The following is a 25101-nucleotide window of genomic DNA, read 5'->3' on the forward strand; positions in this document are numbered from 1 at the left end:
TTCTCCCAAATTGTCGGCGAAGGGATGATCGATCAGTTGTATCGCCCGCGACCGCGGGTCGACCGGCCTTGCTCTGAACGGCCCTGTGTCCGCCGCGATTCGCGGCGACGGTACTCCGAAGGCGGAGCAGAGCGTCCAGCCATACGACGTTCGTCGACGACCGGGAGTTGCGCGGTGCGCCTGCCCGGTGCGCGTGGAGGCGTGGACGGACGGACCGGCTTGCGCTTGGCGGGCGGCCGGTACGCCTCGGGCGCGGGCAGCTTGAGCAGCCCGCCGACCCGGCCGGGACCAAGCGAACGCAGCGCCGCCACGGCATCGGGCTCGTGCCGGGCGCAGTTCGCGAGGATGCCGAACACGATCATGGTCGTCACGACCGAGGTGCCGCCAGAGGAGATCATCGGCAGCGTGATGCCCGTGACGGGCAGCAGCCGCACGACGTAGCCGATGTTGATCGCGGCCTGCGCGACCAGCCACACGGTCAGCGTCGCGGACACGATCCGGATCCACGGGTCGGTGTTGCGCGCCGCCACCCGCAGCCCGACCCACGCGAGCATGCCGAACAGCACCAGCACCAGCGCACACCCGACGAACCCGAGCTCCTCGCCGATGACGGCGAAGATGAAGTCCGACTCGACGTTGGGCAGGTACCGCCACTGCGAACTGCCCCGCGCGAGGCCCTTGCCGAACAGGCCGCCCTCGGCGAGCGCGAACATCGCCTGACGGGCCTGCAGACCGGCACCCAGCGGGTCCGCGTCCGGGTTGAGGAACGTCGACACGCGCTGAAGCCGGTACGCGGCACCGATCGCGAGCACGACGGCACCCGCCACCGCGCCGCCGGCGATCACGCCGAACAGCCGCATCGGCGCGCCCACGAACCACAGCAGGCTGATCAGCACCACGCCGAGCGTGATCGTGCCGCCGAGGTCGGGCTGGAGCATGACCAGCGCGAACACCAGCATCGCGACCGGCACGACGGGCACCAGCAGGTGGCGGTACTGCGACAGCAAAGCCCGCTTGGTGACCAGGACGTGCGCGCCCCACAACGCCAGCGCGAGCTTCACGGCCTCGATCGGCTGGAACGAGATCGGCCCGACGGTGAACCACGACCGGGCGCCACCGCGGACGTCGCCGAGCGGCGTCAGCACGAGCGCCAGCAACACGACGCCGATGGCCATCGCGGCCGTCGAGAAGTGCCGGAGCCTGCGCAACGGGAACCGCAGCATCACCCAGAACAGCACGGCGCCGATGCAGACGTAGATCAGCTGCTTCTGGAACACGCTGTACGCCGACACTCCCGACGCGACCTGCCCCGGAGCCGACGCCGACAGCACCATCACCAGGCCGAGCACGGTGAGCATGCCGAAGATCGCGAGCAACAGGTGGAAGTCGGCCAGCGGCCGGCTCATCCACGACGTCAGACCGCTGCGCAACGAGGCGACGCGGCCCGCGGGACGAACCTTCCGCTTGCTTCTCGGCTTGTCGGCGACGACGGTCACCAGATCATCGTCTCCTGTGTCAAGCGCTCGAACGGGGATTCCTGGGGCGTGTCGCCCCTTGATGTCGTGACCGCCGGCCTTTGCCCCGTATTTCGACGGTCAGACGGGTGCGTCGTGGTGCCGGCCCCGCGTCCTCGTACTGGCCGTACGGGGGCGCGGGGCCGGCGCCACGAGGCGACCTGCTGAGCGCCGGAAGACGCGGTGAAGGCCGGCGGTCACGGCATCATCACCCTACCGGCCACCCGTAAGGCGCTTTACAGCGTCCGTGAACGCCTGTCCGCGGTGTGCGTAGTCGCTGAACATGTCCATCGACGCCGCCGCCGGTGCGAGAAGCACCGTGTCACCGGACTGCGCGAACTCCTGCGCGGTGCGGACGATCTCCTGCATCGGGTCCTCGTCGTCGGCGACGTCGAGCACGCGCACCGGCACGTCCGGCGCGTGTTTGGCCAACGCGTCCGCGATGATCTGCCGGTCCGCGCCGATCAGCACGGCGCCCCGCAGCCGATGGGCCTCGGTGCGCACCATGTCCTCGACCGACGCGCCCTTCAGCAGCCCGCCGGCAATCCAGACCACGCTGTCGAACGCCCTGAGGGAGGCCACGGCCGCGTGCGGGTTCGTCGCCTTCGAGTCGTTGACGTACTTGACGTCCGCGGCGTCGACCGTGACGAGTACGGCACGGTGCGCGGCCGGTTCGAACGCCTCCAAGCCCTCTCGCACGGCCTCGGACGGCACGCCGTACGCGCGCGCCAGGGCCGTGGCGGCGAGAGCGTCCGCGATGCCGGGAGGGCCTGCCGGGCGGATCTTCGCGATCTCTACCAGCGCCTCGTCGTCGGCGAACGCGCGGTCGACCAGCCAGCCGTCGCGGACGCCGAGCTGGCCGTCTTCCGGCTCGTCGAGGGTGAAGCCGATGCGGTCCCGTGCGGGCGAGGCCTCCAGCAGGTCGCCGACGAGGTCGTCGTCGAGCCAGCCGATCGCCACGTCACCGGTGAGGATCTGGGCCTTGGCCTGCGCGTAGGCGTCCATGCCGCCGTGCCAGTCGAGGTGGTCCTCGGCGAGGTTGAGCAGCGCCCCCGCCTGCGGCCGCACCGACGGCGCCCAGTGCAGCTGGAAGCTCGACAGCTCCACCGCGAGCACCCGGCGGCCGGCCAGCAGTGCGTCCACGACCGGCAGGCCGACGTTTCCGCAGGCCACGGCGTCCGCGCCGGCGGCGTGCAGGATCGACTCCAGCATGCCGACCGTCGTTGTCTTGCCGTTCGTGCCGGTCACGGCGAGCCACACCGGCGGGTCGGCCAGTTCGGTGCCCATCCGCCAGGCCAGCTCGACCTCGCCGATCACCTCGATGCCCGCCGACGAGGCGGCCGCGAGCAACGGGCTCGACGGCTGCCAGCCGGGGCTCGTGACGACCAAAGAGGTGCCGGCCGGGGGTTCCACCAGACCGGGCACCAGTTCGACGCCTTCGAGCATGGTCTCCAGTGCCGCCAGCCGTTCCGGCGACGAGTCCGTCACCACGACCTCGGCACCCGCCGCGAGCAACGCCTCCGCGGCGGACCGGCCGGTCACTCCAGCACCGGCGACCAGCACCTTTGTTCCGGCCAGCTTGGTCATCTTCCTAGAACCCGCCCGTCAGCCACTCGCTGTAGAAGACACCGAGCCCGAACATGCAGCAGATGCCGGCCATCAACCAGAACCGGATGATGACAGTGGTTTCCGCCCAGCCCGCGAGCTCGAAGTGGTGGTGGAACGGCGCCATGCGGAACAGGCGCCGTCGTGAGGTGCGGAAGACCGCGACCTGCAACGCCACCGACAGGGCCTCGACCACGAACAGACCACCGATGACGATCATCAGCAGCTCGGTGCGGGTCGCGATCGCGAGACCAGCGACAAGACCGCCGAGCGCGAGCGAGCCGGTGTCACCCATGAAGATCTTGGCCGGAGCGGCGTTCCACCACAGGAAGCCGATGCAGCCCGCCATCGCGGCCGCCGCGATCACCGCGAGGTCCAGCGGGTCGCGCACGTCGTAGCAGCCGGCCACGGCGTAGCTGGAGCAGTTGTAGCGGAACTGCCAGAACGAGATCACGACGTACGTGCCGAACACCATCGCCGACGAACCACCGGCGAGGCCGTCGAGGCCATCGGTCAGGTTCACGGCGTTCGACCACGCGGCGACCATGCCGTAGCAGAAGACGATGAACCCGATGACGCCGAACGAGACCACGGTGATGTCGCGGACGAACGACAGGTTGACCGACGCGGGCGTCAGGCCGTCCTTGTTCGGGAACTGGAGGACCAGGATCGCGAACGTGATCGTCGCGATGAACTGGCCGACCAGCTTGGCCGTCTTGTTCAGGCCCAGGTTGCGGGCCTTGCGGATCTTGATGAAGTCGTCGAGGAAGCCGACGACGCCCAGCGACGTCGTCAGCATCAGCACGAGCAGGCCGGACGCCGTCGGGGTCTGCCCGGACGCCGAGGCCGACATCGAGTTCACGAGGTGCGTGCCCAGGTAACCGGCCCACATCGCGACCAGGATGGCGAGGCCACCCATGGTCGGCGTGCCGCGCTTGGTCTTGTGGTGCTGCGGGCCGTCCTCGCGGATCTCCTGGCCGAAGCCCTGACGGGAGAAGATCTTGATCAGGTAGGGCGTCAGCAGGATCGACACTGCCAGTGCGATCGCTGCGGCGATCAGGATGCTCTTCACTTGGTTCCTGCCTCCAGCAGGGCCTCGGCAATGCGCCACAGGCGATAGGCGTTCGATGCCTTGACCAGCACGACGTCACCGGGCCGGACTTCCCCCTGGAGCAACGCGATCGCCGCGTCCGCGTCCGGCACCCTGACGGATTCGTCTCCCCAAGATCCTTCCAGGTGCGCACCCTGGTGCATCGCGCGGGCCGCCTCACCGACGACGACCAGCTTGCTGATGTCCAGGCGCACCACCAGACGGCCGATCTCGTCGTGCTCGCGCACGGCGTCGTCGCCCAGTTCCGCCATCGGGCCGAGGACGGCCCAGCTGCGGCGCGCGGGCGTGGTGGCGCGCGAGATCGTCGCGAGCGCCTTCAACGCCGCTCGCACCGAGTCGGGGTTCGCGTTGTACGCGTCGTCGATGACGGTCACGCCATCGGCCCGGTCGGTGATGACCATGCGGTGCGCGGAGACCCGTTCCGCCGCGCCGAGCCGCTGCGCCACTTCTTCCGGTGTGGCGCCCAGTTCGAGGGCGATCGCGGCGGCGACCAGCGCGTTGCCCACCTGGTGCGGGCCGTTCAGCGACAGCGTGACCTGGGCGTCGCCCTGCGCGGTCTTCAGCGTGAAGCTGGCGCGGGCCTGCTCGTCCAGCTCGATGTTCTCGGCACGCACGTCCGCGCTCGGGTTCTCGCCGACCAGCACGACCTTGGCCTTCGTGCGGCTCGCCATGCCCGCGACCAGCGGGTCGTCGGCGTTCAGAATCGCGACGCCGTCTTCCGGCAGCGACTCGATCAGCTCGCCCTTGCCCTGCGCGATGCCCTCGCGGGAACCGAACTCGCCGACGTGCGCGGTGCCGACGTTGAGCACGGCGCCGATCTTCGGCGGGGCGATCTCGGTGAGGTTCGCGATGTGGCCGATGCCGCGCGCGGACAGTTCGAGCACGAGGAAGCGGGTGTCCTCGGTGGCGCGCAGCGCGGTCCACGGGTGGCCGAGCTCGTTGTTGAACGAACCGGGTGGCGCGATGGTCTCGCCGGTCGGGCGCAGCACCTGGGCGATGAGGTCCTTGGTGGACGTCTTGCCCGCCGAGCCGGTGATGCCGACGATCGTGAGGTCCTTCAGGCGGTCCGTGACGTGGCGGGCCAGCTTGGCCAGCGCCTCGAGCACCGCGGCGCCCTCGCCGGTCTTGTCGCCGGCGAGCACGTAGGCGTTGGCGTGCTTGGTCGGCACCGGCGGCGCGATCACCGCGGGAGCGTCGACCTCGCGGCCCGCCAGCACACCGGCCGCGCCCGACGCCACGGCCTGCGCGGCGAAGTCGTGGCCGTCCACGCGCTCACCGGGCAGAGCCAGGAAGAGGCCCCCCTCGGTGACCTTGCGGGTGTCGAACTCGATGGAGCCGGTGACCACCGGACTGCCATCGGTCGCGTGCAGGCGTCCGCCGACGATCTCAGCGATCTCGGCGAGCGTGAGTGCGATCAACGGTGCGCCTCTCTGATCGCGGCGGTCAGCGTCTCGACGTCCGAGAACGGTTGGATCACGCCGGCGATCTCTTGTCCCGTCTCATGTCCCTTGCCCGCCACGACGACGACGTCCCCCGGAAGTGCCAGCTCGACGGCCTTGCGGATCGCGAGCCTCCGGTCGCCGATCTCGAGCACCTCGCCCCGGTTCTCGGCGGCGAGAGCCCCTTCGAGCATGGCGGCCCGAATAGAGGACGCGTCTTCGCTCCTGGGGTTGTCATCGGTGATGATCAACACCTCGGCCCGTTGCGCGGCGGCCTCGCCCATCAACGGCCGCTTGGCCCGGTCCCGGTCGCCACCGCAGCCGAGCACGATGATCACCCGGCCCTCGGTCTTGGCGCGCACGGCCTCCAGCGCGAGCGCGACGGCGGCGGGCTTGTGCGAGTAGTCGACGACGGCCGTGAAGTCCTGACCCTCGTCGATCCGCTGCATGCGGCCGGGCACCTGGACGGTCTTCAGGCCCTCGGCGATCGCCTCGGCGCCGATGCCCTCGACGTGCAGGCAGGCGATGGCGAGCAGGGCGTTCGCGATGTTGAAGCTGCCCGCGAGCGGGAGGTGGACGCGGATGTCGCCGTCCGGGCCGTGCGCGGTGAACGTCTGCTCACCGGTCGGGCTCACCTCGACGTCGCTCGCGGTCCAGGTGGCGGGCTTGGTCGTGGCGACGGTGATGGTGCCCGGCTTGACCAGCCGCTCGCCCCACTCGCCGTCGACGCAGACGACCTCCTTGCGGGCGCGGCCGTCGAACAGCTGCGCCTTGACCTGGAAGTACTCCTCCATGTCCGCGTGGAAGTCGAGGTGGTCCTGGCTCAGGTTCGTGAACGCGCCGATCTCGAACTCGGTGGCGGCGACCCGGCCCATGTGCAGCGCGTGGCTCGACACCTCCATCGCCACGTCGGTGACGCCGCGCTCGGCCATCACCGCGAACAGCGCCTGGAGGTCCGGCGCCTCGGGCGTGGTGTGCGAGCTGCCGAGCTGCTCGGTGCCGATGCGGGTGCCGACCGTGCCGATCAGGCCCGTGTTCTTCCCCGCGGCGCGCAGCACCGACTCGATCATGTACGTGGTGGTGGTCTTGCCGGACGTGCCGGTGACACCCCACAGCTTGATCTTGGTCGACGGCTGTCCGTAGACGTGCGCGGCGAGCAGGCCCACGACCTCGCGGGGTCGCGGGTGGATCAGCACGGGCACGTCCTTGAGGGCGTCGCGGGCGGCTCCGGCCTCGTCCGTCAGCACGGCGACGGCACCGTTCGCGATGGCCGTCGCGGCGAAGTCGGCGCCGTGCGCGTTAGCACCCGGCAGCGCGGCGTAGAGGTCTCCGGCGACCACGTGCTGTGCACGCAGAGTAACCCCCGTCACCTGGACGTCGGCATGCGCCGGCCTGGTCAGGTGCACGTCGGCGACCGCGGCGAGAGCAGCCACGGAAGCAGGGCGAATGGCGTTGGGGCGGGGCGGGGCGGTCGCGACCTTGCCCTCGAGCTTGGCAGGCACGGGCAAGAGGCTACCGGCGTACACAGAGTGGCCGAGCGGCGCGTTGGCGTTCGGGTGATGATCAGCGGCTCTGAGCCGTTCGAGTGGCCTTCGTCGCTGGTCCTGTCCAGCGAGCCCGTCCGGCCGAACAAGTTCCTGCCCCCTTTGTGACTTAGGGCCCTGTGACCACTGGTGCGGCTGCGGTGAGGTAGGGAGCGGCAGGAGGCGGCAATGAAAACCAGCACGGCGGCGGAACCCAGGAGATTTTCCTTCTGGGCGCCCGATTTCAGTCGTTCCGTGACAGTAGGAGTCGACACTTCCGAGTCCGCGTATCACGCTTTCGAGTGGGCCGCGCGGCACGCGTGGTCGCTCCGGACGGATCTTCAGGTGTACCTCGCGGACCCCGGCGACACGACGGTCCAGCGGGTCCTGGAACGACTTCCCATGCTCACCGCCCACTTCCGCCCGAGCGGAGACGACCCGGTGGCCGCACTGGTGAGGGCGTCGGACTCCAGCGCGACCTTGGTCTTGGGGTGCAAAGGCGAACAGCACCGCAGCCTGGGGCTGGGCTCCCTCGTCCTCCCGGTGTTGCGCCGCGCGCGGTGCGGTGTCGTGGTGGTGCGCGGACGCCCTGAGGCGATCCGCGGCGAACACGGCTGGGTCACCGCTGCCGTCGGCGGGTGCGAGGACCCGGTCGTGCTGCGGCGCGCGGTCGAGCTCTGCCGCACCCGCCGAGCGCGGCTCCGCCTGCTGCACATCCACCTGCCGGCCCAGAACGGCCTCTCCGCGCCGCGCGACGAGGCCACGATCCGCCGGGCCGTGTTGTTCCTGCGCACCACCGCTCCCGAGTTGACCCCCGAGGTCCTGGTGGAGTCACGGCATCCGCACGAGGCCTTGGCCGAACTGGACTCCGACCTCGTGGTCGTGGGGCGGGGCGGACAGCACGACGGGGTCGGGCTGGTCACGCGAGCGGCGCTCTACCACGCGTCCTGTCCGGTGCTGGTGGCCCGGCCCGAGCCCCTTCAGGACGACCGCGCGAAGCTCTAGTGGCGGCCAGGAACGTTGCCGGTCGCTGTCGTGTCGGGCCACACCACTAGCAAGCCTTGCGCAGCACCGTTCCGGTGGTGCCCGGCAGGGCCACGAAGGTGACCGGGGCGTTGTTCTCGTTGAACTGCGTCTGGGCGAGCCGCACGGTGATCGGAGCGCTGCCCGTCCTGTTCGCGTTGACGATCACGGTGCCGCACGCGAAGTCGCGCTGGTGCACGTTCGCGGCCACCTCGTGGTGCTCGCCGAGCGGCGTGCCGAGGTCCCAGTCGTACTCGGTGCGCCACTGCGAGGGGTTGTCGTAGCGGTCGGTCTGCTCGATCTCGGAGATCGCCGCGTGCTCGCCCTTGGCCAGCAGGTAGCTCGCGAAGGCGTAGCGGAACGGCTGCTCGGCGCCGCTGTGGTGAGGCTGGACCCAGGTGATCTTGCTCTTGGCCTCGTTGGCGGTGATCTGAGCGATCTGCCGGCTCCAGCCCTGCGAGTACTCGGAGAGCAGGTCCTTGTCGCCGAAGGTCAGCCACCACTCGTCGAAGCCGCCGTCGAGATGTTCGACGTACGAGTCCCAGGCGCCGTCGTGCAGGCGGGCGTTGGACATGTTCGCGACGGTCTTGAGGCCCGCGTCCACGAACTTCTGCCTGGTGTTGGCGAGCATCGAGCGGTAGGCCTCGCGCATCGACTCGTCGGTCGGGTACGCGGCCGGGCAGACGCCGTCGTGGTAGGTGTCGCAGGCGAACAGGGCGTTGTCCATGAACACGCCGTCGAAGACCTTGGCCGAGGACGCGACCACGTTGTCGGCCCAGGCGTTCTGGTAGCCGGTGTTGCCGACGTCCATCTGCCAGTGGCCCTCGTAACCGTCGTACTCGAAGCGGTCACCGCCGGAATCGCGCAGGAACCACGACGGGTCGGCCTCGCAGTAACCGACGCCGGTGGGAAGATCGGAATCGTCGACTCCGTTCGAGCACGCATAGCTGCGCGTCGACGAGAGATCCTTGTAGACAAAGGTCTGGATCTTCGGATTGGCGGCCTTGAACTTCGCGGCAAGATCGGTTTCCCAGGCGTTGAGCACCACGTAGGAACGGCGCTGCGCCTCGGTGGCGATCATTTGATCATTTGTCGGGGTGCTGTTCATGTGCAGCCAGAAGGACTCGGCCGTCCATTCGTCCTCACCTGCTTGAGCTGCGGGAACCATCGTCACCGCCAGGACCCCTGCCAAGATCGAATACCTGAGAAAACGCACGCCAAACCCCATCTCGCCTTGCCACTCCGGTTTCGGAGTATTAGACGTGATGGATTGCGTCTCATTACGAAGAATTTTTCACAGTGAAGTATTGGAATGTCCTGTTGTCACGCCTGGGCGTGGCTCAGGTCACTTGCGAAACGGGCGCGCACGACCAAGAATGCGCGCCCGCTGAAATGATCTACAGCTGAAGCTGTACGAACGGCGTCTGCTCGGCCGACATCGGCACCTGGAACCGCTGGGTCAGGAAGGTCGCGATGTCGTGGAACACGGGCGCGGCCGACTGGGCGCCGCTCGGCGCGTCGAGCATGACGCCGACGACGTAGCGCGGGTTGTCGGCCGGGAGGATGCCGGCGAACGTGGTCCAGTACTGGCTCTGGGAGTAGCACTTGCAGTTCTGGTCGATCTGCTGCGCCGTGCCGGTCTTGCCCGCGATCTGGTAGCCGGGGATCGCGGCGGGCTTGCCGGTGCCGTTCTGGTTCGCGTCCCGTGGATCGGACTGCGTGACCGAGCGGAACATCTGGCGGACGGTCTTCGCGGTCTCCGGCGACACCACCGCGACGCCTTCCGGCCGTTGCTTCTCCGAACGCGCGCCGTCCTCACCGATCTCGGCGCGGATCAGCCGCGGCGGGACGCGGACGCCGTCGTTGGCGATGGCCTGGTACATGCCGGTCATCTGGAGCAGCGTCATCGAGAGGCCCTGGCCGATCGGCAGGTTGCCGAAGGTCGAGCCGGACCACTGGTTGAGCGGCGGGACCTGGCCCGCCTCCTCGGCGGGGACGCCGGAGTTCGTGCGGCGGCCGAGGCCGAACTTCTGGAGCATCTCGGCGTAGCGCTCCTGGCCGACCTGCTGGGCGGCGAGCAGCGTGCCGACGTTGGAGGACTTGGCGAACACGCCGGTGAACGACATGGGCACCGTCGAGTGGTTCCACGCGTCCTTGATGACCCGGTCGGCGACCTTGATCGACCCCGGCACCTGAAGGACGTCGTCGGGCTTGAACAGGCCGTACTCGACGGCGGCGGCGGCCGTGACGATCTTGTTCACGGAGCCGGGCTCGAAACTGTAGGCGACCGCGGTGTTGCGCTTCTGGTCCTCGCCGGCCACACCGAAGTTCGTCGGGTCGTAGGTCTTGTCGTTGGCCATCGCGACGATCTCGCCGGTGCGGCTGTCCAGCACGACGGCGGAGGCGTTCTTGGCGCCCGTCTTCTTCGCGTAGTCGGCGACTATCCGCTGGACCGCGTACTGGGTGTCGATGTCGATCGTCAGCTCGAGGCTCTTGCCGGGCTGCGGCTTCACGAGCTCGCGCTCGGTGTTCGGGATGACGAGGGTGTCGTCGCCGGACATCGTGTCGACCACGCGCCGGCCCATGCGACCCGCGAGCACGTTGTCCTGGGCGTTCTCCAGACCGAGGATGCCCTGGACGGTCGGCGGCTTCTCCTCCTGGCGCCAGTTCGCGGCGCCGATGATGTTCGCCGCCAGGTCGCCGTTGGGGTAGATGCGCTTGGAGCGGTACTCCGAACCGATCTCCGCCGGGAACTTCTCGACGATCTTCGCGGCCTTCGCCGGTTCCGCCTCGCTGACCAGGACCTCGTAGGAGATGTCCTTCACGAGCTGCTGGTAGACGGACTCCTCGTCGGTCTTCTCCCCGTTGACCTCGGGACCCAGCGTCGACGAGATGAACTTGGCCATCTCTCGCGCGCGGTCCTCGTAGGTCCCCGGATACTTCTTGTCGTCCTTCGCGTGCGCTTCGTCCCAGGTCTTACGCGCGCGCTGCGGAAGGATGTAGAGCGCGCGCACCTCGATCGAGAACGCGAGCTGGTTGCCGTTGCGGTCGAGGATCGACCCGCGCTCGGCCGGGATGTCGATGGGAGTCGTGCGCTGCTTCTGCGCCTGCGCCGACAGCTCGGCCGCCTGAAGGCCCTGCACCTGCACGAGCTTGACGCCCGCGATCAGCAGGGCGCCGATCAGCAGGACCCGGCCGACGCCGATGCGCAGCCTGCTGTTGCCGCCCAGGCGCGTGGCCGGGCGGGAGCCGCGCACCGACAACGGGCGGCGCGGCCCCCTGGCCTGCGGACCGGGCATCAGCCACCCGCCGGAGGCGTCTGACCCTGACCCGCGGGCGGCTGCTGACCAGCCGGAGGAGTCTGACCCGCGGGCGGTGCGGGCGGCTCGGACGACGGCGGGGGCGGCGGCGTCGACTTGGTCGGCGCGCTCGGCTTGCCGAACTCCTCGATCGAGCCGTCCGGGTTCTGCCGCAGCCGTGCCGGGTTCGACGGCTCGACCAGGCCCATCTCACCCGCGCGGCGCGCGAGGTCGGTCGGCGACTCGAGCAGCGCCACCTCGCGGCGCAGCTGCTCCATCTGCAACGTCAGCTTCTCGGCCTCCGCCCGCGCCTCCTGAAGCCGGTAGGTGTCGGCGGCGGCCTGCGTGGAGAAGTACATGATCCCGGCGACGCCCGCGCCCAGCACGAGCATCACCAGCACGACGAACGGAGCCTTGGACACGGCCTTCTGCTGCGGGCTCGCGGAACCGCCGCGCAGATTCGAGGCGCGCTGGGCCCGGCGCGCGTAGGCGCGCTCGGCACCGGCGGTCCGCCGCCGGGCCTTGTCCTTCTCCTGGACCTTGTCCTGCGTCTTCTTCGGGGAGGGGTCGCGGGGTGACGACCCACCGACCCGTGCGGGTGCCGTCATCTCGGCTCTCCGATCCGCTCCGCCGCCCGCAGGCGCACCGGCGCCGCACGCGGGTTGTCCTCGATTTCCTGCTCGTTCGCGAGCTCGGCGCCCCTCGTGAGCAACTTGATCTCGGGTCCGTGGCCGGGCAGCTCGACTGGCAGGCCCGGCGGCGTCTTGGACTTCGCCAGCTCCGCGAGCGCCTGCTTCACCATCCGGTCCTCGAGGGACTGGTAGGACTCCACGACGATCCGCCCGCCGACGCGCAGCACGCCCAGAGCGGCGGGCAGTGCCAGCCGCAACGACTCCAGCTCGCCGTTGACCTCGATCCGCAGCGCCTGGAACGTGCGCTTGGCCGGATGCCCGCCGGTGCGCCGCGAAGCCGCGGGCACGACGGCGTAGAGCAGCTCGACGAGCCGGCCGCTGTTGGTGAACGGCTCCTTGTCGCGCTCCCGCAGCACCGCGGAGGCGATCTTGCCCGCGAACCGCTCCTCGCCGTAGGTGGAGAGGATCCGCGCGAGGTCGCCGTGCGCGTACGTGTTCAGCACGTCCGCCGCCGTCATGCCGGTGCCCTTGGACATCCGCATGTCGAGCGGGGCGTCCTTCGAGTACGCGAACCCGCGCTCCTCCTCGTCCAGCTGCAACGAGGACACGCCGAGGTCCATCAGCACACCGTCCACGTGCGAGTAACCGAGGTCTTCCACGGCTTCGTCGATGTGGTCGTAGGTGACGTTGACGAGATGAACGCGGTCACCGTGGCGAGCGAGCCGCTTGCCGGCCATCTCGATGGCCTGCGGGTCGCGGTCGAGCCCGATGAGCGTGAGTTCGGGGTGAGCGCTCAGCAGCGCGTCGGAGTGGCCGCCCATGCCGAGCGTCGTGTCGACGACGACGGCGGGCTTGCCGGAGAGCGCTGGAGCGAAGAGTTCCAGGACGCGGTCCAGCAGCACCGGAACGTGCCGCGGCTGATCCATCGTCCCTCTACTCCCCTGATGCGCGTTTCGGGTGACGTCAGGTCCCCGCCCGCCCGTCGAACCTGGCGCCGGGGAAGGTGCGCCAGGGCCGATTCTCGAGCGGACCGAGGCCTCACGGCACCCGAATCGCGTGTGGAACATCCGGCCTGTTGCTCGGCTGACCGCCATCAGAAGACGCCCGGAATGACCTCCTCGCGAGCGGTGGCGTAGCCGTCCTCGTGCTCGTCGAGATAGGTCTGCCAGGCCGCCGCGTCCCAGATCTCCATCCTGGTGAACGCGCCGACGACCACGCACTCCTTGGTCAGCCCGGCATACCGGCGCAGTTCCGGTGCGATCAGGACGCGGCCCTGACCGTCCGGACGCTGCTCGTCCGTACCTGCGAACAGATAACGCTGATAGGCGCGTACGGCGTCGTTGGTGAACGGCGCCTCGGCGACCTTCTTCGCCATCTGCTCGAACTCAGCCCGGGGAAACACGTACAGGCAGTGGTCCTGGCCCTTGGTGACCATGAGACCTCCCGCCAGTTCGTCCCGGAACTTCGCAGGCAGTGTCAGCCGACCCTTGTCGTCCAGGCGCGGGTAGTGAGTGCCGAGGAACATCGGCAGCCACCTCCCTCACCGGGCGACGGACCGGCAGCGGAGCCCCCGTCTGCCCCACCGGCCGCCACAGTACCCCACTTTTCACCACAGTCAACGTTGAAACAGCTGTCCACACAGCATGCCGTTACCCATTTGCCCAGGTAGGCGCCGTGGGGCAGCGTGGGGGGACGGTGGGGGAGCTGATCAGTCACCACCTTCGCGGGTGAGGGTTCAGCCCGGAATAAGCACTCGAACGGCCTAGAAATTTCCGTCAAAACCGAGAGTTGCGGCGAGTTGGTGGGGGAAGGTGGATGCTGGTGGAGCGAACCCGATGTAGCCCGCAGGTGTAGGGCACTTAGCCGTGGTTTGACACACTGCGTGAAACGCTCACACGTCCGTGTTCCGGACACGGCTGCTGGAGGTTTAGTGACGCCGGGAAGCCCAAGCGCGAACAGTCACGCGCCGGTCGATCAGGTTCTGGGAGAGTTGCACGGCGCCGTTCAGCGCATCGCCGCGAACGTCGAGCGGGTGCTCGTCGGTAAACCAGACGTCGTCCGCCTTGCGCTCGTGACGCTGCTCGCCGAGGGGCACCTGCTGGTCGAGGACGTGCCGGGTGTCGGCAAGACCTCGCTGGCGAAAGCGCTTGCCCGCTCCATCGACTGCACCGTGAGCCGAGTGCAGTTCACGCCCGACCTGTTGCCGAGCGACATCACCGGCTCCTCCATCTACAACCGGCAGGAGAACGACTTCGAGTTCCGGCCTGGACCGATCTTCGCGAACATCGTCGTCGGCGACGAGATCAACCGCGCCTCCCCCAAGACGCAGTCCGCGCTGCTGGAGTGCATGGAGGAGCACCAGGTCACGGTCGACGGGAACACGTACCCGCTGGGCTCGCCGTTCATGGTGATCGCGACGCAGAACCCGATCGAGATGGAGGGCACCTACGCCCTTCCGGAGGCACAGCGCGACCGGTTCACCGCGCGCGTGTCGATCGGGTACCCGGACCCGCAGGCCGAGCTCGCGATGGTCGACGAGCACGCGGGCCACAACCCGCTCGACGACCTGCGGCCCGTCTCGGACGCCGCGCAGATCCTGCGGCTGGTCGAGGCCGTGCGCCGGGTGCACCTGTCCCCCGAGGTCCGCAGGTACGCCGTCGAGCTGGTCTCGGCGACGCGCCGCCTGCCGGAACTGCGGCTCGGTGCCTCGCCGCGGTCCACGCTGCACCTCGTCCGCGCCGCACGCGCGCAAGCCGCGCTGGCCGGTCGTGACTTCGTGGTGCCGGACGACATCCACGCGATCTCGATCCCGGTGCTGGCTCACCGGCTGGTGATGACCGCCGAGGCGCAGGCCGCTCGCCGGTCCCCCGCCGAGCTGATCAGGGCGCTGCTTCAGCGGGTGCCGGTGCCCACGGCGGCACTCGACCCGAGCGCGGCGTTCGTCCGCAGCATGAACAACAACGCAGGGACGCCACGCTAACGATGCGCACCGCACTCTCCGGTCTGACCACGCGCGGAAGATGCTTGCTGGCCGCGGGGTTCGCCGCCGGGGTGTGCGCCGCCGTGCTGAACGAACGCGACCTGTTGCGGGTCGCCGCGTTCGTGATCGCGCTGCCCCTGCTGGCCGCGTGGCTCGCGACGAGGGCTCGGGTGGGGTTGCACGCCGCCCGGTTCCTCGCCCCGAGCCGGGTGCCGGTGGGTGCGGCGTCCGAGGTGAAGCTCGACCTGCGCAGCACCGGCAGGCTGCCCACGGGCGGCCTGATGCTGGAGGACACCGTTCCGTACGCCCTGGGCGCGCGGCCGCGGTTCCTGGTGGAGCGGTTGCCCCGCAACACGCCGACGACGTTGCGCTACCCGCTCAAGCCGGTGATGCGCGGCGTCCAGCAGGTCGGCCCGCTGATGGCGCGGATCACCGACCCGTTCGGCCTGGCCGAGTTCGACCGCGAGCTCGCGGGCCGGTCGCGGCTGGTCGTGGTGCCGCGGGTGGTGCGGCTGTCGGGTCTGCCCGGCGGTTCCGGCATGGGCGCGGGCGACGACGGCTCGGTGCGGCTGCGCGCCGGTCAGGGCGAGGACGACGCGGTCGTGCGGCCGTACCGGCAGGGCGACGACCTGAGGAAGGTCCACTGGCGGTCCACGGCCCGGCGCGACGAGCTGATGGTGCGCGTCGAGGAACGTCCGTGGCGCGGTGGCACGACAGTCCTGCTCGACCACCGGGTGCACGCGCACCGCGGTAGCGGACCCACGGCGTCACTGGAGTGGGCCATCTCGTTCGCGGCGTCGATCTGCCTGCACCTGCACCACTTCGGCCACCAGGTGCGCCTGGTCTCCGAGGACGGGCGGGTGCTCGCGGGCGGGTCGTCCGACGGCGGGCACAGCGACCACGTGGTGCTGGACTCGCTCGCGGCGTTGCAGGGCTCGCACCGCCGTGAGCTCACCGGCGGGACGGACCCCGGCGCCGGCCAGGAGGTCATCGCGGTGCTCGGCGGCCTCACGCCGGCGTCGGCTGAGGAACTGATCCGGTACCGGCCGCGCGGCATGCGCAGCATGGCCGTGCTGCTGGACGTGAACGCGTGGGCGGGTGGCACGGACGCGCCCGCCCCCGAACCCGAGGACGCCCGGCGGTTGCTGACCGGCGCGGGCTGGGGCGTGGCGATCGCGAAGCCGTCCGCGTCGATGCAGCAGGTGTGGCAGGCGTTGTGCGCCTCGGCGGGTAACCGGGGTCCGTCGGTGCGCTCGGAGGTGGGCTGAGATGGGGACCCGTTCCGCTCCGGCGAGAGGGACAGAACCCGAGTGGTTCACCTCGGCGACGCCGTGGATCGCCGCGCTGGCGGTGCTCTGCGCGTCCACCGCGCTGTCCGGTGTGATCGAGGGCGACCTGTGGCTGGCGCGCATCGCCGTGGTGATCGTCGCGATCACCGTGACCGGCGCGTTCCTGCGCGCGACCCGGCTGACCCCTCCACTGGTCGCGGTCGCCCAGGTGTTCGTGCTGTTGTGCCTGCTCACGGCGTTGCACACGCGGTCGGGCATCTTCCTGTTCATCCCCGGCCCCGAGGCGTTGGGCGAGCTCGGCGACGTACTCGCGGACTCCGTGGCGCAGGTGCAGACCGGGGTGCCGCCGGTGCACGCGTCACCGGCGATCCAGGCGCTCGTGGTGCTGGCGATCGGCCTGGTCGCGGTGCTGGTCGACACGCTGGCCGTGGCCGCGGCGGCTCCGGCGGCGTCCGGGCTGGTGCTGCTGTGCGTGTTCGCGGTGCCCGCGTCGCTGGCCGACGAGATGCTGCCGTTCTGGACGTTCATCCTGGGCGCGGCGGCGTTCGCGATGCTGCTCGCGGTCGACGGCCAGCACCGGCACGAGGCGTGGCGCGGCCGGCTCGGTTCCGGGTCGGCGAGCGGGTCCGGTGGGTCCGCGACCTCGGTGGCGGCGATCGCGATGGTGATCGCGCTGGTCGTCGGCGCGGGCTTCACGCTCGTCGGCACGGTCGGCAGGCTGCCCGGCAGCGGGTCCGGTGGCGGCGGCAAGGGCGGCATCGGCCTGAGCGAGATGACGTCGCTGCGCGGCATGCTCAACCGCGGCAAGCCGACGGAGGTGTTCTTCGTGCGCGGCATGGGCGACCCGATGTACATGCGGGCGTCCACGCTGGCCCAGTACGTGCCGAACAAGGGCTGGGAACGCGGCAGCCCTCCCGGCGGCCAGCCCGCGCGCGGTGAGCTTCCGCCGCAGCCGGGCGACCGCGGCGAGGGCAAGACCACCCGGATCAACATCGAGCCGCGCGGCTGGCGGAGTTTCTGGCTGCCGACCTACGGCGCCGTCCGCCGCATCGACACGCCGGACGACGACTACCAGTTCGACGCGAAGAAGGGCGTCATCTACTCCCAGAGGGAGCGCGAACCGGAGTCCTACGAGATCGACACGGTGATGTCGACGCCGACGAAGCAGGCGCTGCGGCTGGCGCCGACCCAGGCGAACGCGGTCGATCGCGAGTACTACAAGTTCGACGGTGTCGAACCGGAGGTCGTGGACCTCGCGAAGAAGCTCGTCGAGGGCGCCACCAACGACTTCGACAAGGCTGCCGCGCTGACTGCGTTCTTCAACAGCCCCACCACCGACTTCAAGTACCAGCTCGAGACCAAGGGCGACGTCACCACGGACGCGCTGAGCGACTTCGTGCTGCGGAGCAAGGTCGGCTACTGCGAGCAGTTCGCCTCCGCGATGGCCGTGATGGCCCGCGTGGTGGGCCTGCCGTCGCGCGTCGCGATCGGTTTCACCGCCGGGGTGCTGTCCCCGGACAACTCGTACCGCACGATCGGCACCGACGACGCGCACGCGTGGGTCGAGATCTTCTTCCCGAACTACGGCTGGATGACCTTCGACCCGACCCCGGTCTCCGACGGCCGCGGCATCGTCCCGCCGTACCTGCGCGAGACCGCGCCGGGCGCGGAGGAGCAGCCGACCGCCGAGACGACGGCCCCCTCGGTGGCGCCGTCCGCGACCGGGTCGGCTCAGGCCTCCACCTCGCCTGACGGCACCGACGGCGACCAGGGGCTGCCGCAGGCGGGCTCTGAAGGGCCTCAGCCGTGGCACCTGTGGGCGCTGGGCGTGGTGCTGGTGCTGGCGGCGTTGCTGTCGATCTTCCTGGTGCTGGCGCTGCTCGGCGTGATCAGCGCGGGCCTGATGGGCGTGTCGTGGGCGCGCAAGCTGCTGATACCGGCCGCGGCCGGGTTGTGGCTGATAGGCGTGGGGCTCGCGGCGGCGTTGCTCTCGTGGTGGCTCGCGGTGGTGCTTGTGATCGCCGGGCTCGTGTTCACGCCGTGGCTGGTGCGCGCCGTGCGACGGCGCAACCGCCTGCACGCGGTGACGGCACTCGGTCCAGGCGCCGCCACGGCGGCGTGGAGCGAGCTCATGGCGGAGTCGATCGACCGCGGCGCGGCGGTGCCGGCCGCCGAGACGATCAGGCTGGCCGCCCGCCGGTTGGCGCGCGAGCACAACCTGGACGACGCGGGCAAGGACGGGCTGCGGCTGGTGATCGGGGCGATCGAGCGGTCCTGGTACAGCCCGAACCCGGCCGCCGACCCGGCGTTGCCCGGCGCGCTGGCCGCGGTGCGACAGTCGTTGCGACAGAACGCGCCGCTGTCGTTGCGGGCGAAGCTGTTCCCGAAGTCGGTGGTCAAGCCGACGCCCGCACCGGTGGCCGAGGCACCCGAGCCCGTCGGGGTGTAGGTCCGTGGCACGACGATGGGCCCGCTCCCTTCCGGGGGCGGGCCCATCGCTTTGAGATCTGGTGGGTTACTGCTCTTCGTCGAAGCGACGGCGGAAGCGCTCTTCCATCCGTTCGGAGAACGAGCTGCGGCTGCGCGCGGGCTTGCCGTCCTCCTGCGCTCCCTCGGCGACCTGGTCACCGCGACGCAGTGTCGTCAGGGTGATGAGCACACCGAAGAACATGAGCAGGAAGCCGAAGACGCTCACCACGGGGATGCTGGCGATCGCTAGCTGCGGGAGCATCACGCCGGTGATGAGCGCGGCCACGCCGACCACGAACAACACGATGCCCTGCACACGGCGTCGCTTGGACGGCCGCCGCAACTTGGCGCCCCGTACGGTAGATGCGAACTTCGGGTCCTCGGCGTAGAGCGCGCGCTCGATCTGGTCGAGCAGTCGCTGCTCGTGCTCGGAGAGTGGCATCGTTCCTCCTCCGGCACAGCGGTCGCGGGCGCCGGGTGTTTTCGGTTTCCGCCGAACCCGGCGGACGACCCACCCTGGGGACGTCACCTTCCAGGATACGATCCGCGCGCCTCGGCGACTACCCAGTCGGCCTTCTCATACGGTCTGTTCTGTCACCATCATCCTCCTGGGGCAGTGGTGAGGCCTTCGTGAGGCTCTCTCAAGCCCCTTGTGGCCTTCCGTTCACACCTCGTTCGGCCTCGGGATCCGTCCGGGACAGCCCCGCTTGCTCGGATCAGTGCCATGACCGAACTCATCGTCAACGGCGCCGCCGAGCAGGGCCTGACCGGCTGGCTCGTCGTCGCGGGCGCCCCTGTCGTGCTGCGGTACGACACGGGCCAGGGGTATCCGGGGCCCGGTGATCCCGGTCCGGCTCGGCGCGGCTCGTCGTTCTTCGGCGGCGGCGACACGCCACTGAGCACACTTCGACAGAGCGTGACATTGCCGCGGAAGCCGTCTCAGTTCGCCGTGTCGGCGTGGCTCGGCGGCTACGCCTCGCAGCAGGACGGTGCCCGGCTGTCGGTCGAGTTCCTCGACGCCGGCGGCACACCGCGCGGTCTCGTGGTCCTCGGACCGGTGACGGCGGAGGAGCGCTCCAGCCGCACCGGCCTGGTCGAGCGCTCCGTCCGGGGCACGGTGCCGCCGGGGAGCAGGACCGCGGTCGTGACGCTGCAGATGACCCGATCCGGTGGCGGTACGTCGAACGACGGCTATGCGGACAACATCTCGTTCACGGTGGAGGCCCGCTGATGCTGAACCGACGTGATCTTCTGCGTGCCGCGGCCGCCGCCGGCGCTCTCGGCACCGTGTGGCCGCTGTCGGCCGGTCTGTCCCCCGCGCAGGCGCACGCCGCCGCTCTCGATCTGGGTGCCTCGTGGGATCCCGCGCCGTTCACCCTGGGCGTCGGGTCCGGGGACCCGTTGCCGGACAGCGTGATCCTGTGGACGCGGCTCGCTCCCGAACCGCTGGCGTTCGAGCAGCCGTTGCCCGAGATCGTCGAGGTCGAGTGGTCGGTCGCGCTGGATCGCACGATGCGTTCGCGCGTCGCGTGCGGAACCGTGGCGGCGTCGAACCTGTTGGGACACAGCGTGCACGTGCCTGTGCACGGTCTCCGTCCCGGCCGCACCTACTACTACCAGTTCTCGGCGCTCGGCAAGCGTTCTCGCGTCGGCCGCACGCGCACGGCCCCGGTCGGCCCGGTGTCCCGTGTCCGGTTCGCGACGGCGAACTGCCAGGCGTTCCACGACGGCTTCTACGCGGCCCATCGCGGAATCGCGGCCGAGAACCTGGACTTCGTCGTCCACCTGGGCGACTACATCTACGAACACGGCCAGGTCGGCGGCGCGCACGTGCGTGATCACGAGGGCCCGGCGGTGCTGTCCCTTGCGGACTACCGGCGCCGCCACGCCCTGTACAAGGGCGATCCGTCGTTGCGCGACGCCCACGCCGCCCATCCCTTCTTCCTGACCTGGGACGACCACGAGGTCGTCAACGACTACAGCGGCACCGAGGGCTCCGCGCCGTTCGTGAAGCGCCGTGCCGCCGCCTACCAGGCCTGGTACGAGCACCTGCCGATCCGTGCTGGGAGCGCTCTCGAACCGCAGATCTATCGTCACCGCCAGTGGGGCTCGCTGGTCGACCTGACGGTGCTGGACCTGCGGCAGTACCGGTCCGCGCAGAACCTCGCCGGTGGCACGATCCTGGGCACCGAGCAGAAGAAGTGGCTGCTGGACGGCATTTCGGGCGCCCGCGAGGCGTGGCAGGTGTGGATCAACTCGATCATGCTGTCGCAGCTGGCCCGCACCGGCGGCGGCTACTACTTCACCGACCAGTGGGACGGGTTCCTGGCCGAACGCCGTGAGGTGCTCGGCCACGTCGCCGCGGAGGGCCTGAAGGACCTCGTCGTGCTGACCGGCGACTGGCACTCGGCGTTCGTGGACGACATCCGGCCGGACTTCGACGACCTCTCGTCGCCGGTGATCGGGACGGAGTTCACCGCGCACTCGGTCACGTCCGGCGCCTACTCGCCGGAGTGGAACGCGGTGAACGGCCCGGTGATGGGGGCGGCGAACCCGCACCTGAAGTACTTCGAGGGCAACAGGTACGGCTATGACGTGTACGAGGTGACGCCGCAGCGGTTCACCACGCACATGAAGGTGATCGGGGATCGGCGGGACGCGTCGTCGCCGGTGTCGACCCTGACCACGTTCCACGTCGATCGGGGGAAGGCCGGGAGCTACGAGGACCCGGCGACCATCGGCTCGCCCGCGCAGTACCGGCGTCCGTGACGAACGTGTGGGCGGGGTTTCGCCCCGCCCACACGTCCTCGGTCAGCTTGCGATCTTGTAGGCGCGGATGATCGTCACCTCGCCGGTGTTGCCCGCCGCGTCCGTCGTCTTGGCGCGCAGCGAGGCGAACTTGGCGTCCTTCGGGTGGTGCACGATCGCCCTGTCGCCGGCGACCTGCACCTGCTTCCAGGTCGCGCCGTCGTCGTACGACACCTCGACGGTGACGCGCTTGACCTTCGGCGTTTTCTGCGCCTGCTCGACCTTCAACGGGACGAGCAGCACACGGCCGTGCGCGGTGTCCTTGTCGTCGAGCTTCGGCAGGAAGCGGACCACCGTGAGCGGGAGGTGCGTGACGTCGGTGGTGTGCTTGGCCTTGAAGGTCCAGGCGCCGCTCACCTTCTTCGACAGCTCCGCGTCGCGGCTGTGCTCCATCTCGGCCCGGTAGCTGCCTTCCGCCGCCGGGACGTCGAAGATCGCGGTAGGACGGGCCGACTCGCCGAGTTTGGTGCCGTTGTGGAACAACGAGGTCTTCGCCGTTCCACCGTTGACCCTGCCCGCGCCACCGTTGCCGTCGGTGAAGAGCGGCACGCTGACAGCGATCTGGTCCTCGAGCCTCGCGAGGCCGAAGCGGGGCGCCGACGGGACGGACGGGCCGAGGATCGCGGCGCCGAACGTCTGCGAGTACTTCTTGCCGCCCTTGAAGGAACGCGTGGGCGTCTCGGTCGTGTACTCGTAGTTGTTGTCCGGGCCGACCCGGTCGTAGATCCAGTTCCACTTGCCGGTCACGGTCGAGACGAGGTCGATCGCGCGGCCGCCTTCCGGCACCCGCGTGAACCAGCCGAAGCCGCCGCTGCCGTCGACCGGGTTCGGCATGACGGCGATGCCGTGCTGGCGGCCCTCACCGGCGTTGCGGAAGGTCGTCGTCATCTCGGCGAGTTCGTTCGCCTTGGCGGTGCGCTCGTAGCCGGTCGGCATGCTGTTCTCGGTGTACATCAGGCGATAGCTGACCGGGGTCTTCTCGTCGCGTGGTGTGCCCTGGAACTGCTCGGCGATCGTCGTGGAGAAGCCCGGCGCCGCCGGCCCGATCTGAGCCGTGGACACCTGGCCCGCCAGTCCGTCGAAGAACGCCCAGCCGTGGCCGAAGGTCCTACCGGCGACCTGGGTCGAGTAGCCGATCGTGCCGATCATGCCCTTGGCCGCGGCGTCGGGGGTCTTGAGCGCGACCGGCTTGGCGTTGCGCGCGTCGATCGTGATCGACCCCTTGCCGGTCACCTGGAACTTCGGCTGCACCTGGAACGCGACCTTGAAGTCCGGGGTGACGACGGAGCTGTCCACGAGGTACTCGCCCTTGGGCAGGCGGACGTTCTTGGCCAGTCCCGGGTAGAACTTGCCGGTCTTGGTGTTGACGAAGACCGTGCTGTGGGTCTCCGCCGGGTTGCCGTCGCCGCCGAGCACCGTGACACCGGTGTCGTAGCTCTCGACCTCGCGGTTGACGCTGACGAGCGTGCGCAGGCCGTTCGACGCGACGATCGCGCCGCTGTAGGCACCGTCCGGCGCGTTCGCCTTGGTGTCAGCCGTGATCGTGGCCTTGGCCTCGCCACCGGCGGGGATCGTGATCTTCGCAGGAGACACGGCGAACAGACCGGCGGGCGAGGGCTTGCCGTCCGGTCCCTTGACGTCCACGCTCAGGTCGAGCGTGACGGGTTCCTTGCCGGGGTTGCGGTAGGTGACCTCGCGGACGACCTTCTGGTCGTCGTCGTGCGGCCACTGCTGCACGCCGAAGTTGATGTTCGCCGGTTCAGCGATCACCTGCTGTGCCAGCATCTTCGGCACGTCCACGCGACCGGTGCCCTGGTCGAACGCCGTCAGCGACGGGTTCGCCTTGGCCGACGCCATGACGGTCGCCTTGAGCCGCGCGCCGGTCCAGTCCGGGTGCTGCTGCTTGAGCAGCGCGACGACACCCGCGACGTGCGGCGTCGCCATCGACGTGCCGGACATCGAGACGTGGCCCTGCGTACCGGCCTCAGCCGCCACGATGTCGACGCCGGGCGCGGTGACGTCCGGCTTCACCGCACCGTCCGCGGCGGGCCCACGACTGGAGAACGGCGCGATGCCGTCGTTGCGGTCCACCGCACCAACGGTCAGCGCGGACTCGGCGCTACCGGGCGAGCCGATCGTCTCCGGGCTCCCGGAGTTGCCCGCCGCGATGACGAACAGCGCGCCGGTCTCCTGGGAGATCCGGTTGACGGCCTCCTCGATCGGGTCGATCTCCGGGGTGTCACCTCCGCCCAGGCTCATGTTGATGACGCTCGCGCCCTGCTCGGCCGCCCACTGCATGCCGCCGAGGATCGCCGACTCACTGCAACCACCGGGCTGGCAGACCTTGCCGTCGAGGATCTCGGCGTCCGGCGCGACACCGCGGTACTGCTCGCCCTTGCTGGCGATGGTCGACGCGACGTGCGTGCCGTGCCCGACCTCGTCGGTGTTGTCCGGCGACTCGGTGAAGTTCTTCTCGGCGATCTGCTTGCCCTGCAGATCCGGGTGCTTCTCGTCGACGCCCGTGTCGAGCACCGCGACCTTCACGCCCTTGCCCGTGACACCCGCCTGCCAGGCCGCCGGAGCACCGATCTGCTTGGTGCTGCGGTCGAGCGACACCTTGCGGACGCCGTCCAGCCACACCTTCTCGACCGCGCCACCGCGCAGCGACTCCCAGGCGCTGCCCGACTTCTCGACCGTGCCGGTCACCAGACCGTTGACCGATCCCTTGGCCGCCAACGCCGTGACGCCCGATCGCGCGCCCGCCGCCGGCCGCACGATCACAGGGACGGTGGTGCGACGCGAGTCGTCGTAGCCGAACTCGGCCAACGACGTCACGTCGAACAACCTCGGGTCGAGCTTTCCGCTGTCCACCAAGGCGATCGCGTCCGCGGGCACCACGTGCTGATGCCCGTCCCGCGTGAAGGTGCGCACCGGGAGCCTGCCCCGGCCCGGACCCGGCACGAACCGCACGACCCGGTTTCCCGCCAGCTCCACCCGGTCACCGGTGATCAGCGTGACGCTCTGGTCGCCCTGCCCCGATGACTGCTCGCCCGCGTGCGCGACGGCCGCCGTCCCCACGATCGTTCCCGTGGTGACGAGGCCTGCCGACAACGCGAGCGCGGTGATCCCCCGACGGGCACCTCGCTGTCCTGCTCTCACTGGTCTACCTCCAGTGCTCGATGAGGTGTTGCGTCAGTGACCGTAGGGACACCGAGCGTTACCCACCTCCATCTGAAGGCCGGAGCTGCACGTGCGGATGTCATCCCGCAGAGGTACGCGGACTGACCGATCGGCTGGTTGACACACCTCCTGTCGTTTCGGGCCGACCGTCTTTCGGGATTGAGTCGTGACCGTGCTTTCGTGCACACTTCGTGCTGTCGTCATCTGGGGGCGGCGCCGGGGGCTTTGG

Annotated in this window: 18 protein-coding genes; 6 read left to right on the forward strand and 12 right to left on the reverse strand. The window is 69.8% G+C overall.

Going from position 1 to position 25101, the window contains the following annotated elements; genetic code table 11:
* Positions 1–32 precede the first annotated feature (32 nt).
* The 5 genes from ftsW to BM417_RS22240 all read right to left on the reverse strand — a co-directional run bounded on the left by ftsW (position 33) and on the right by BM417_RS22240 (position 7171).
* Entirely contained in the window at positions 33–1496 is a 1464-nt protein-coding gene (gene ftsW, locus BM417_RS22220) for an FtsW/RodA/SpoVE family cell cycle protein (protein ID WP_456085509.1), read from the reverse strand.
* A gap of 231 nt (positions 1497–1727) precedes the next feature.
* The gene (gene murD, locus BM417_RS22225; RefSeq protein WP_093597446.1) at positions 1728–3101 is read right to left on the reverse strand and encodes a UDP-N-acetylmuramoyl-L-alanine--D-glutamate ligase; all 1374 of its coding nucleotides are present in this window, start codon (positions 3099–3101) and stop codon (positions 1728–1730) included.
* A gap of 4 nt (positions 3102–3105) precedes the next feature.
* Positions 3106–4191, reverse strand: a complete 1086-nt coding sequence (mraY, locus tag BM417_RS22230) for a phospho-N-acetylmuramoyl-pentapeptide-transferase (protein ID WP_093597449.1) — start codon at positions 4189–4191, stop codon at positions 3106–3108.
* Positions 4188–5648: a UDP-N-acetylmuramoyl-tripeptide--D-alanyl-D-alanine ligase gene (locus BM417_RS22235; RefSeq protein ID WP_093597452.1), complete on the reverse strand. Its 1461-nt coding sequence runs from the start codon at positions 5646–5648 to the stop codon at positions 4188–4190. The genes mraY and BM417_RS22235 overlap by 4 nt, the downstream gene beginning before the upstream one ends.
* Positions 5645–7171, reverse strand: a complete 1527-nt coding sequence (locus BM417_RS22240; protein WP_177320531.1) for a UDP-N-acetylmuramoyl-L-alanyl-D-glutamate--2,6-diaminopimelate ligase — start codon at positions 7169–7171, stop codon at positions 5645–5647. The genes BM417_RS22235 and BM417_RS22240 overlap by 4 nt, the downstream gene beginning before the upstream one ends.
* Before the next feature lie 276 nt (positions 7172–7447).
* Between BM417_RS22240 and BM417_RS22245 the strand changes: the two genes are divergently transcribed.
* Positions 7448–8197, forward strand: coding sequence for a universal stress protein (locus BM417_RS22245; protein WP_177320532.1), 750 nt, complete (start codon positions 7448–7450; stop codon positions 8195–8197).
* A gap of 46 nt (positions 8198–8243) precedes the next feature.
* On the opposite strand, the gene BM417_RS22250 is transcribed toward BM417_RS22245, so the two are convergent.
* From BM417_RS22250 to mraZ, 5 genes are all read right to left on the reverse strand, one after another.
* A complete protein-coding gene (locus tag BM417_RS22250) occupies positions 8244–9296 on the reverse strand; it encodes a putative glycoside hydrolase (protein ID WP_177320533.1) in 1053 nt (350 codons plus the stop codon).
* Between the two features lie 316 nt (positions 9297–9612).
* The gene (locus tag BM417_RS22255) at positions 9613–11514 is read right to left on the reverse strand and encodes a peptidoglycan D,D-transpeptidase FtsI family protein (protein ID WP_093597463.1); all 1902 of its coding nucleotides are present in this window, start codon (positions 11512–11514) and stop codon (positions 9613–9615) included.
* On the reverse strand, positions 11514–12122 hold the full coding sequence (locus BM417_RS22260; protein WP_093597466.1) for a hypothetical protein: 609 nt from the start codon (positions 12120–12122) through the stop codon (positions 11514–11516). The genes BM417_RS22255 and BM417_RS22260 overlap by 1 nt, the downstream gene beginning before the upstream one ends.
* Complete coding sequence (rsmH, locus tag BM417_RS22265; protein WP_093597469.1) at positions 12119–13072, reverse strand: 16S rRNA (cytosine(1402)-N(4))-methyltransferase RsmH; 954 nt, start codon at positions 13070–13072, stop codon at positions 12119–12121. Before rsmH ends, BM417_RS22260 begins: the two co-directional genes overlap by 4 nt.
* Positions 13073–13239: 167 nt before the next feature.
* The gene (gene mraZ, locus BM417_RS22270; RefSeq protein WP_030479478.1) at positions 13240–13671 is read right to left on the reverse strand and encodes a division/cell wall cluster transcriptional repressor MraZ; all 432 of its coding nucleotides are present in this window, start codon (positions 13669–13671) and stop codon (positions 13240–13242) included.
* A 405-nt stretch (positions 13672–14076) separates the two neighbouring features.
* Between mraZ and BM417_RS22275 the strand changes: the two genes are divergently transcribed.
* The 3 genes from BM417_RS22275 to BM417_RS22285 are packed head-to-tail and all read left to right on the forward strand — an operon-like array spanning position 14077 to position 18864.
* On the forward strand, positions 14077–15126 hold the full coding sequence (locus BM417_RS22275) for an AAA family ATPase (protein ID WP_407656166.1): 1050 nt from the start codon (positions 14077–14079) through the stop codon (positions 15124–15126).
* Positions 15127–15128: 2 nt separating this feature from the next.
* Complete coding sequence (locus BM417_RS22280; RefSeq protein WP_093597472.1) at positions 15129–16394, forward strand: DUF58 domain-containing protein; 1266 nt, start codon at positions 15129–15131, stop codon at positions 16392–16394.
* 1 nt (position 16395) lies between these two features.
* The gene (locus BM417_RS22285; RefSeq protein WP_093597475.1) at positions 16396–18864 is read left to right on the forward strand and encodes a transglutaminaseTgpA domain-containing protein; all 2469 of its coding nucleotides are present in this window, start codon (positions 16396–16398) and stop codon (positions 18862–18864) included.
* Positions 18865–18930: 66 nt separating this feature from the next.
* Here the strand turns inward: BM417_RS22285 and BM417_RS22290 are convergent, their stop codons facing one another.
* Complete coding sequence (locus BM417_RS22290) at positions 18931–19326, reverse strand: DUF3040 domain-containing protein (RefSeq protein ID WP_093597478.1); 396 nt, start codon at positions 19324–19326, stop codon at positions 18931–18933.
* A 282-nt stretch (positions 19327–19608) separates the two neighbouring features.
* Here BM417_RS22290 and BM417_RS46930 point away from each other — a divergent pair, with 282 nt between their 5' ends.
* Both BM417_RS46930 and BM417_RS22295 read left to right on the forward strand, forming a co-directional pair.
* The gene (locus BM417_RS46930; RefSeq protein ID WP_143138752.1) at positions 19609–20115 is read left to right on the forward strand and encodes a phosphoesterase; all 507 of its coding nucleotides are present in this window, start codon (positions 19609–19611) and stop codon (positions 20113–20115) included.
* Positions 20115–21653 (forward strand): alkaline phosphatase D family protein, encoded by a 1539-nt coding sequence (locus tag BM417_RS22295; protein ID WP_245822073.1) that lies wholly within the window; start codon positions 20115–20117, stop codon positions 21651–21653. Before BM417_RS46930 ends, BM417_RS22295 begins: the two co-directional genes overlap by 1 nt.
* Before the next feature lie 42 nt (positions 21654–21695).
* Here BM417_RS22295 and BM417_RS22300 read toward each other — a convergent pair whose 3' ends face one another.
* A complete protein-coding gene (locus tag BM417_RS22300) occupies positions 21696–24851 on the reverse strand; it encodes a S8 family serine peptidase (RefSeq protein WP_245822075.1) in 3156 nt (1051 codons plus the stop codon).
* Positions 24852–25101 lie beyond the last annotated feature (250 nt).

It is taken from the genome of Lentzea waywayandensis (assembly GCF_900115955.1).
Classification (GTDB): Bacteria; Actinomycetota; Actinomycetes; order Mycobacteriales; family Pseudonocardiaceae; genus Lentzea; species Lentzea waywayandensis.

Coding starts and splice junctions, on each gene's coding strand:
- BM417_RS22290 (WP_093597478.1), bottom strand. CDS start 19,326: ATGCCACTCTCCGAGCACGAGCAGCGACTGCTCGACCAGATCGAGCGC.
- BM417_RS22255 (WP_093597463.1), bottom strand. CDS start 11,514: ATGCCCGGTCCGCAGGCCAGGGGGCCGCGCCGCCCGTTGTCGGTGCGC.
- murD (WP_093597446.1), bottom strand. CDS start 3,101: ATGACCAAGCTGGCCGGAACAAAGGTGCTGGTCGCCGGTGCTGGAGTG.
- mraZ (WP_030479478.1), bottom strand. CDS start 13,671: ATGTTCCTCGGCACTCACTACCCGCGCCTGGACGACAAGGGTCGGCTG.
- BM417_RS46930 (WP_143138752.1), top strand. CDS start 19,609: ATGACCGAACTCATCGTCAACGGCGCCGCCGAGCAGGGCCTGACCGGC.
- BM417_RS22295 (WP_245822073.1), top strand. CDS start 20,115: ATGCTGAACCGACGTGATCTTCTGCGTGCCGCGGCCGCCGCCGGCGCT.
- BM417_RS22280 (WP_093597472.1), top strand. CDS start 15,129: ATGCGCACCGCACTCTCCGGTCTGACCACGCGCGGAAGATGCTTGCTG.
- BM417_RS22285 (WP_093597475.1), top strand. CDS start 16,396: ATGGGGACCCGTTCCGCTCCGGCGAGAGGGACAGAACCCGAGTGGTTC.
- BM417_RS22250 (WP_177320533.1), bottom strand. CDS start 9,296: ATGATCGCCACCGAGGCGCAGCGCCGTTCCTACGTGGTGCTCAACGCC.
- rsmH (WP_093597469.1), bottom strand. CDS start 13,072: ATGGATCAGCCGCGGCACGTTCCGGTGCTGCTGGACCGCGTCCTGGAA.
- BM417_RS22260 (WP_093597466.1), bottom strand. CDS start 12,122: ATGACGGCACCCGCACGGGTCGGTGGGTCGTCACCCCGCGACCCCTCC.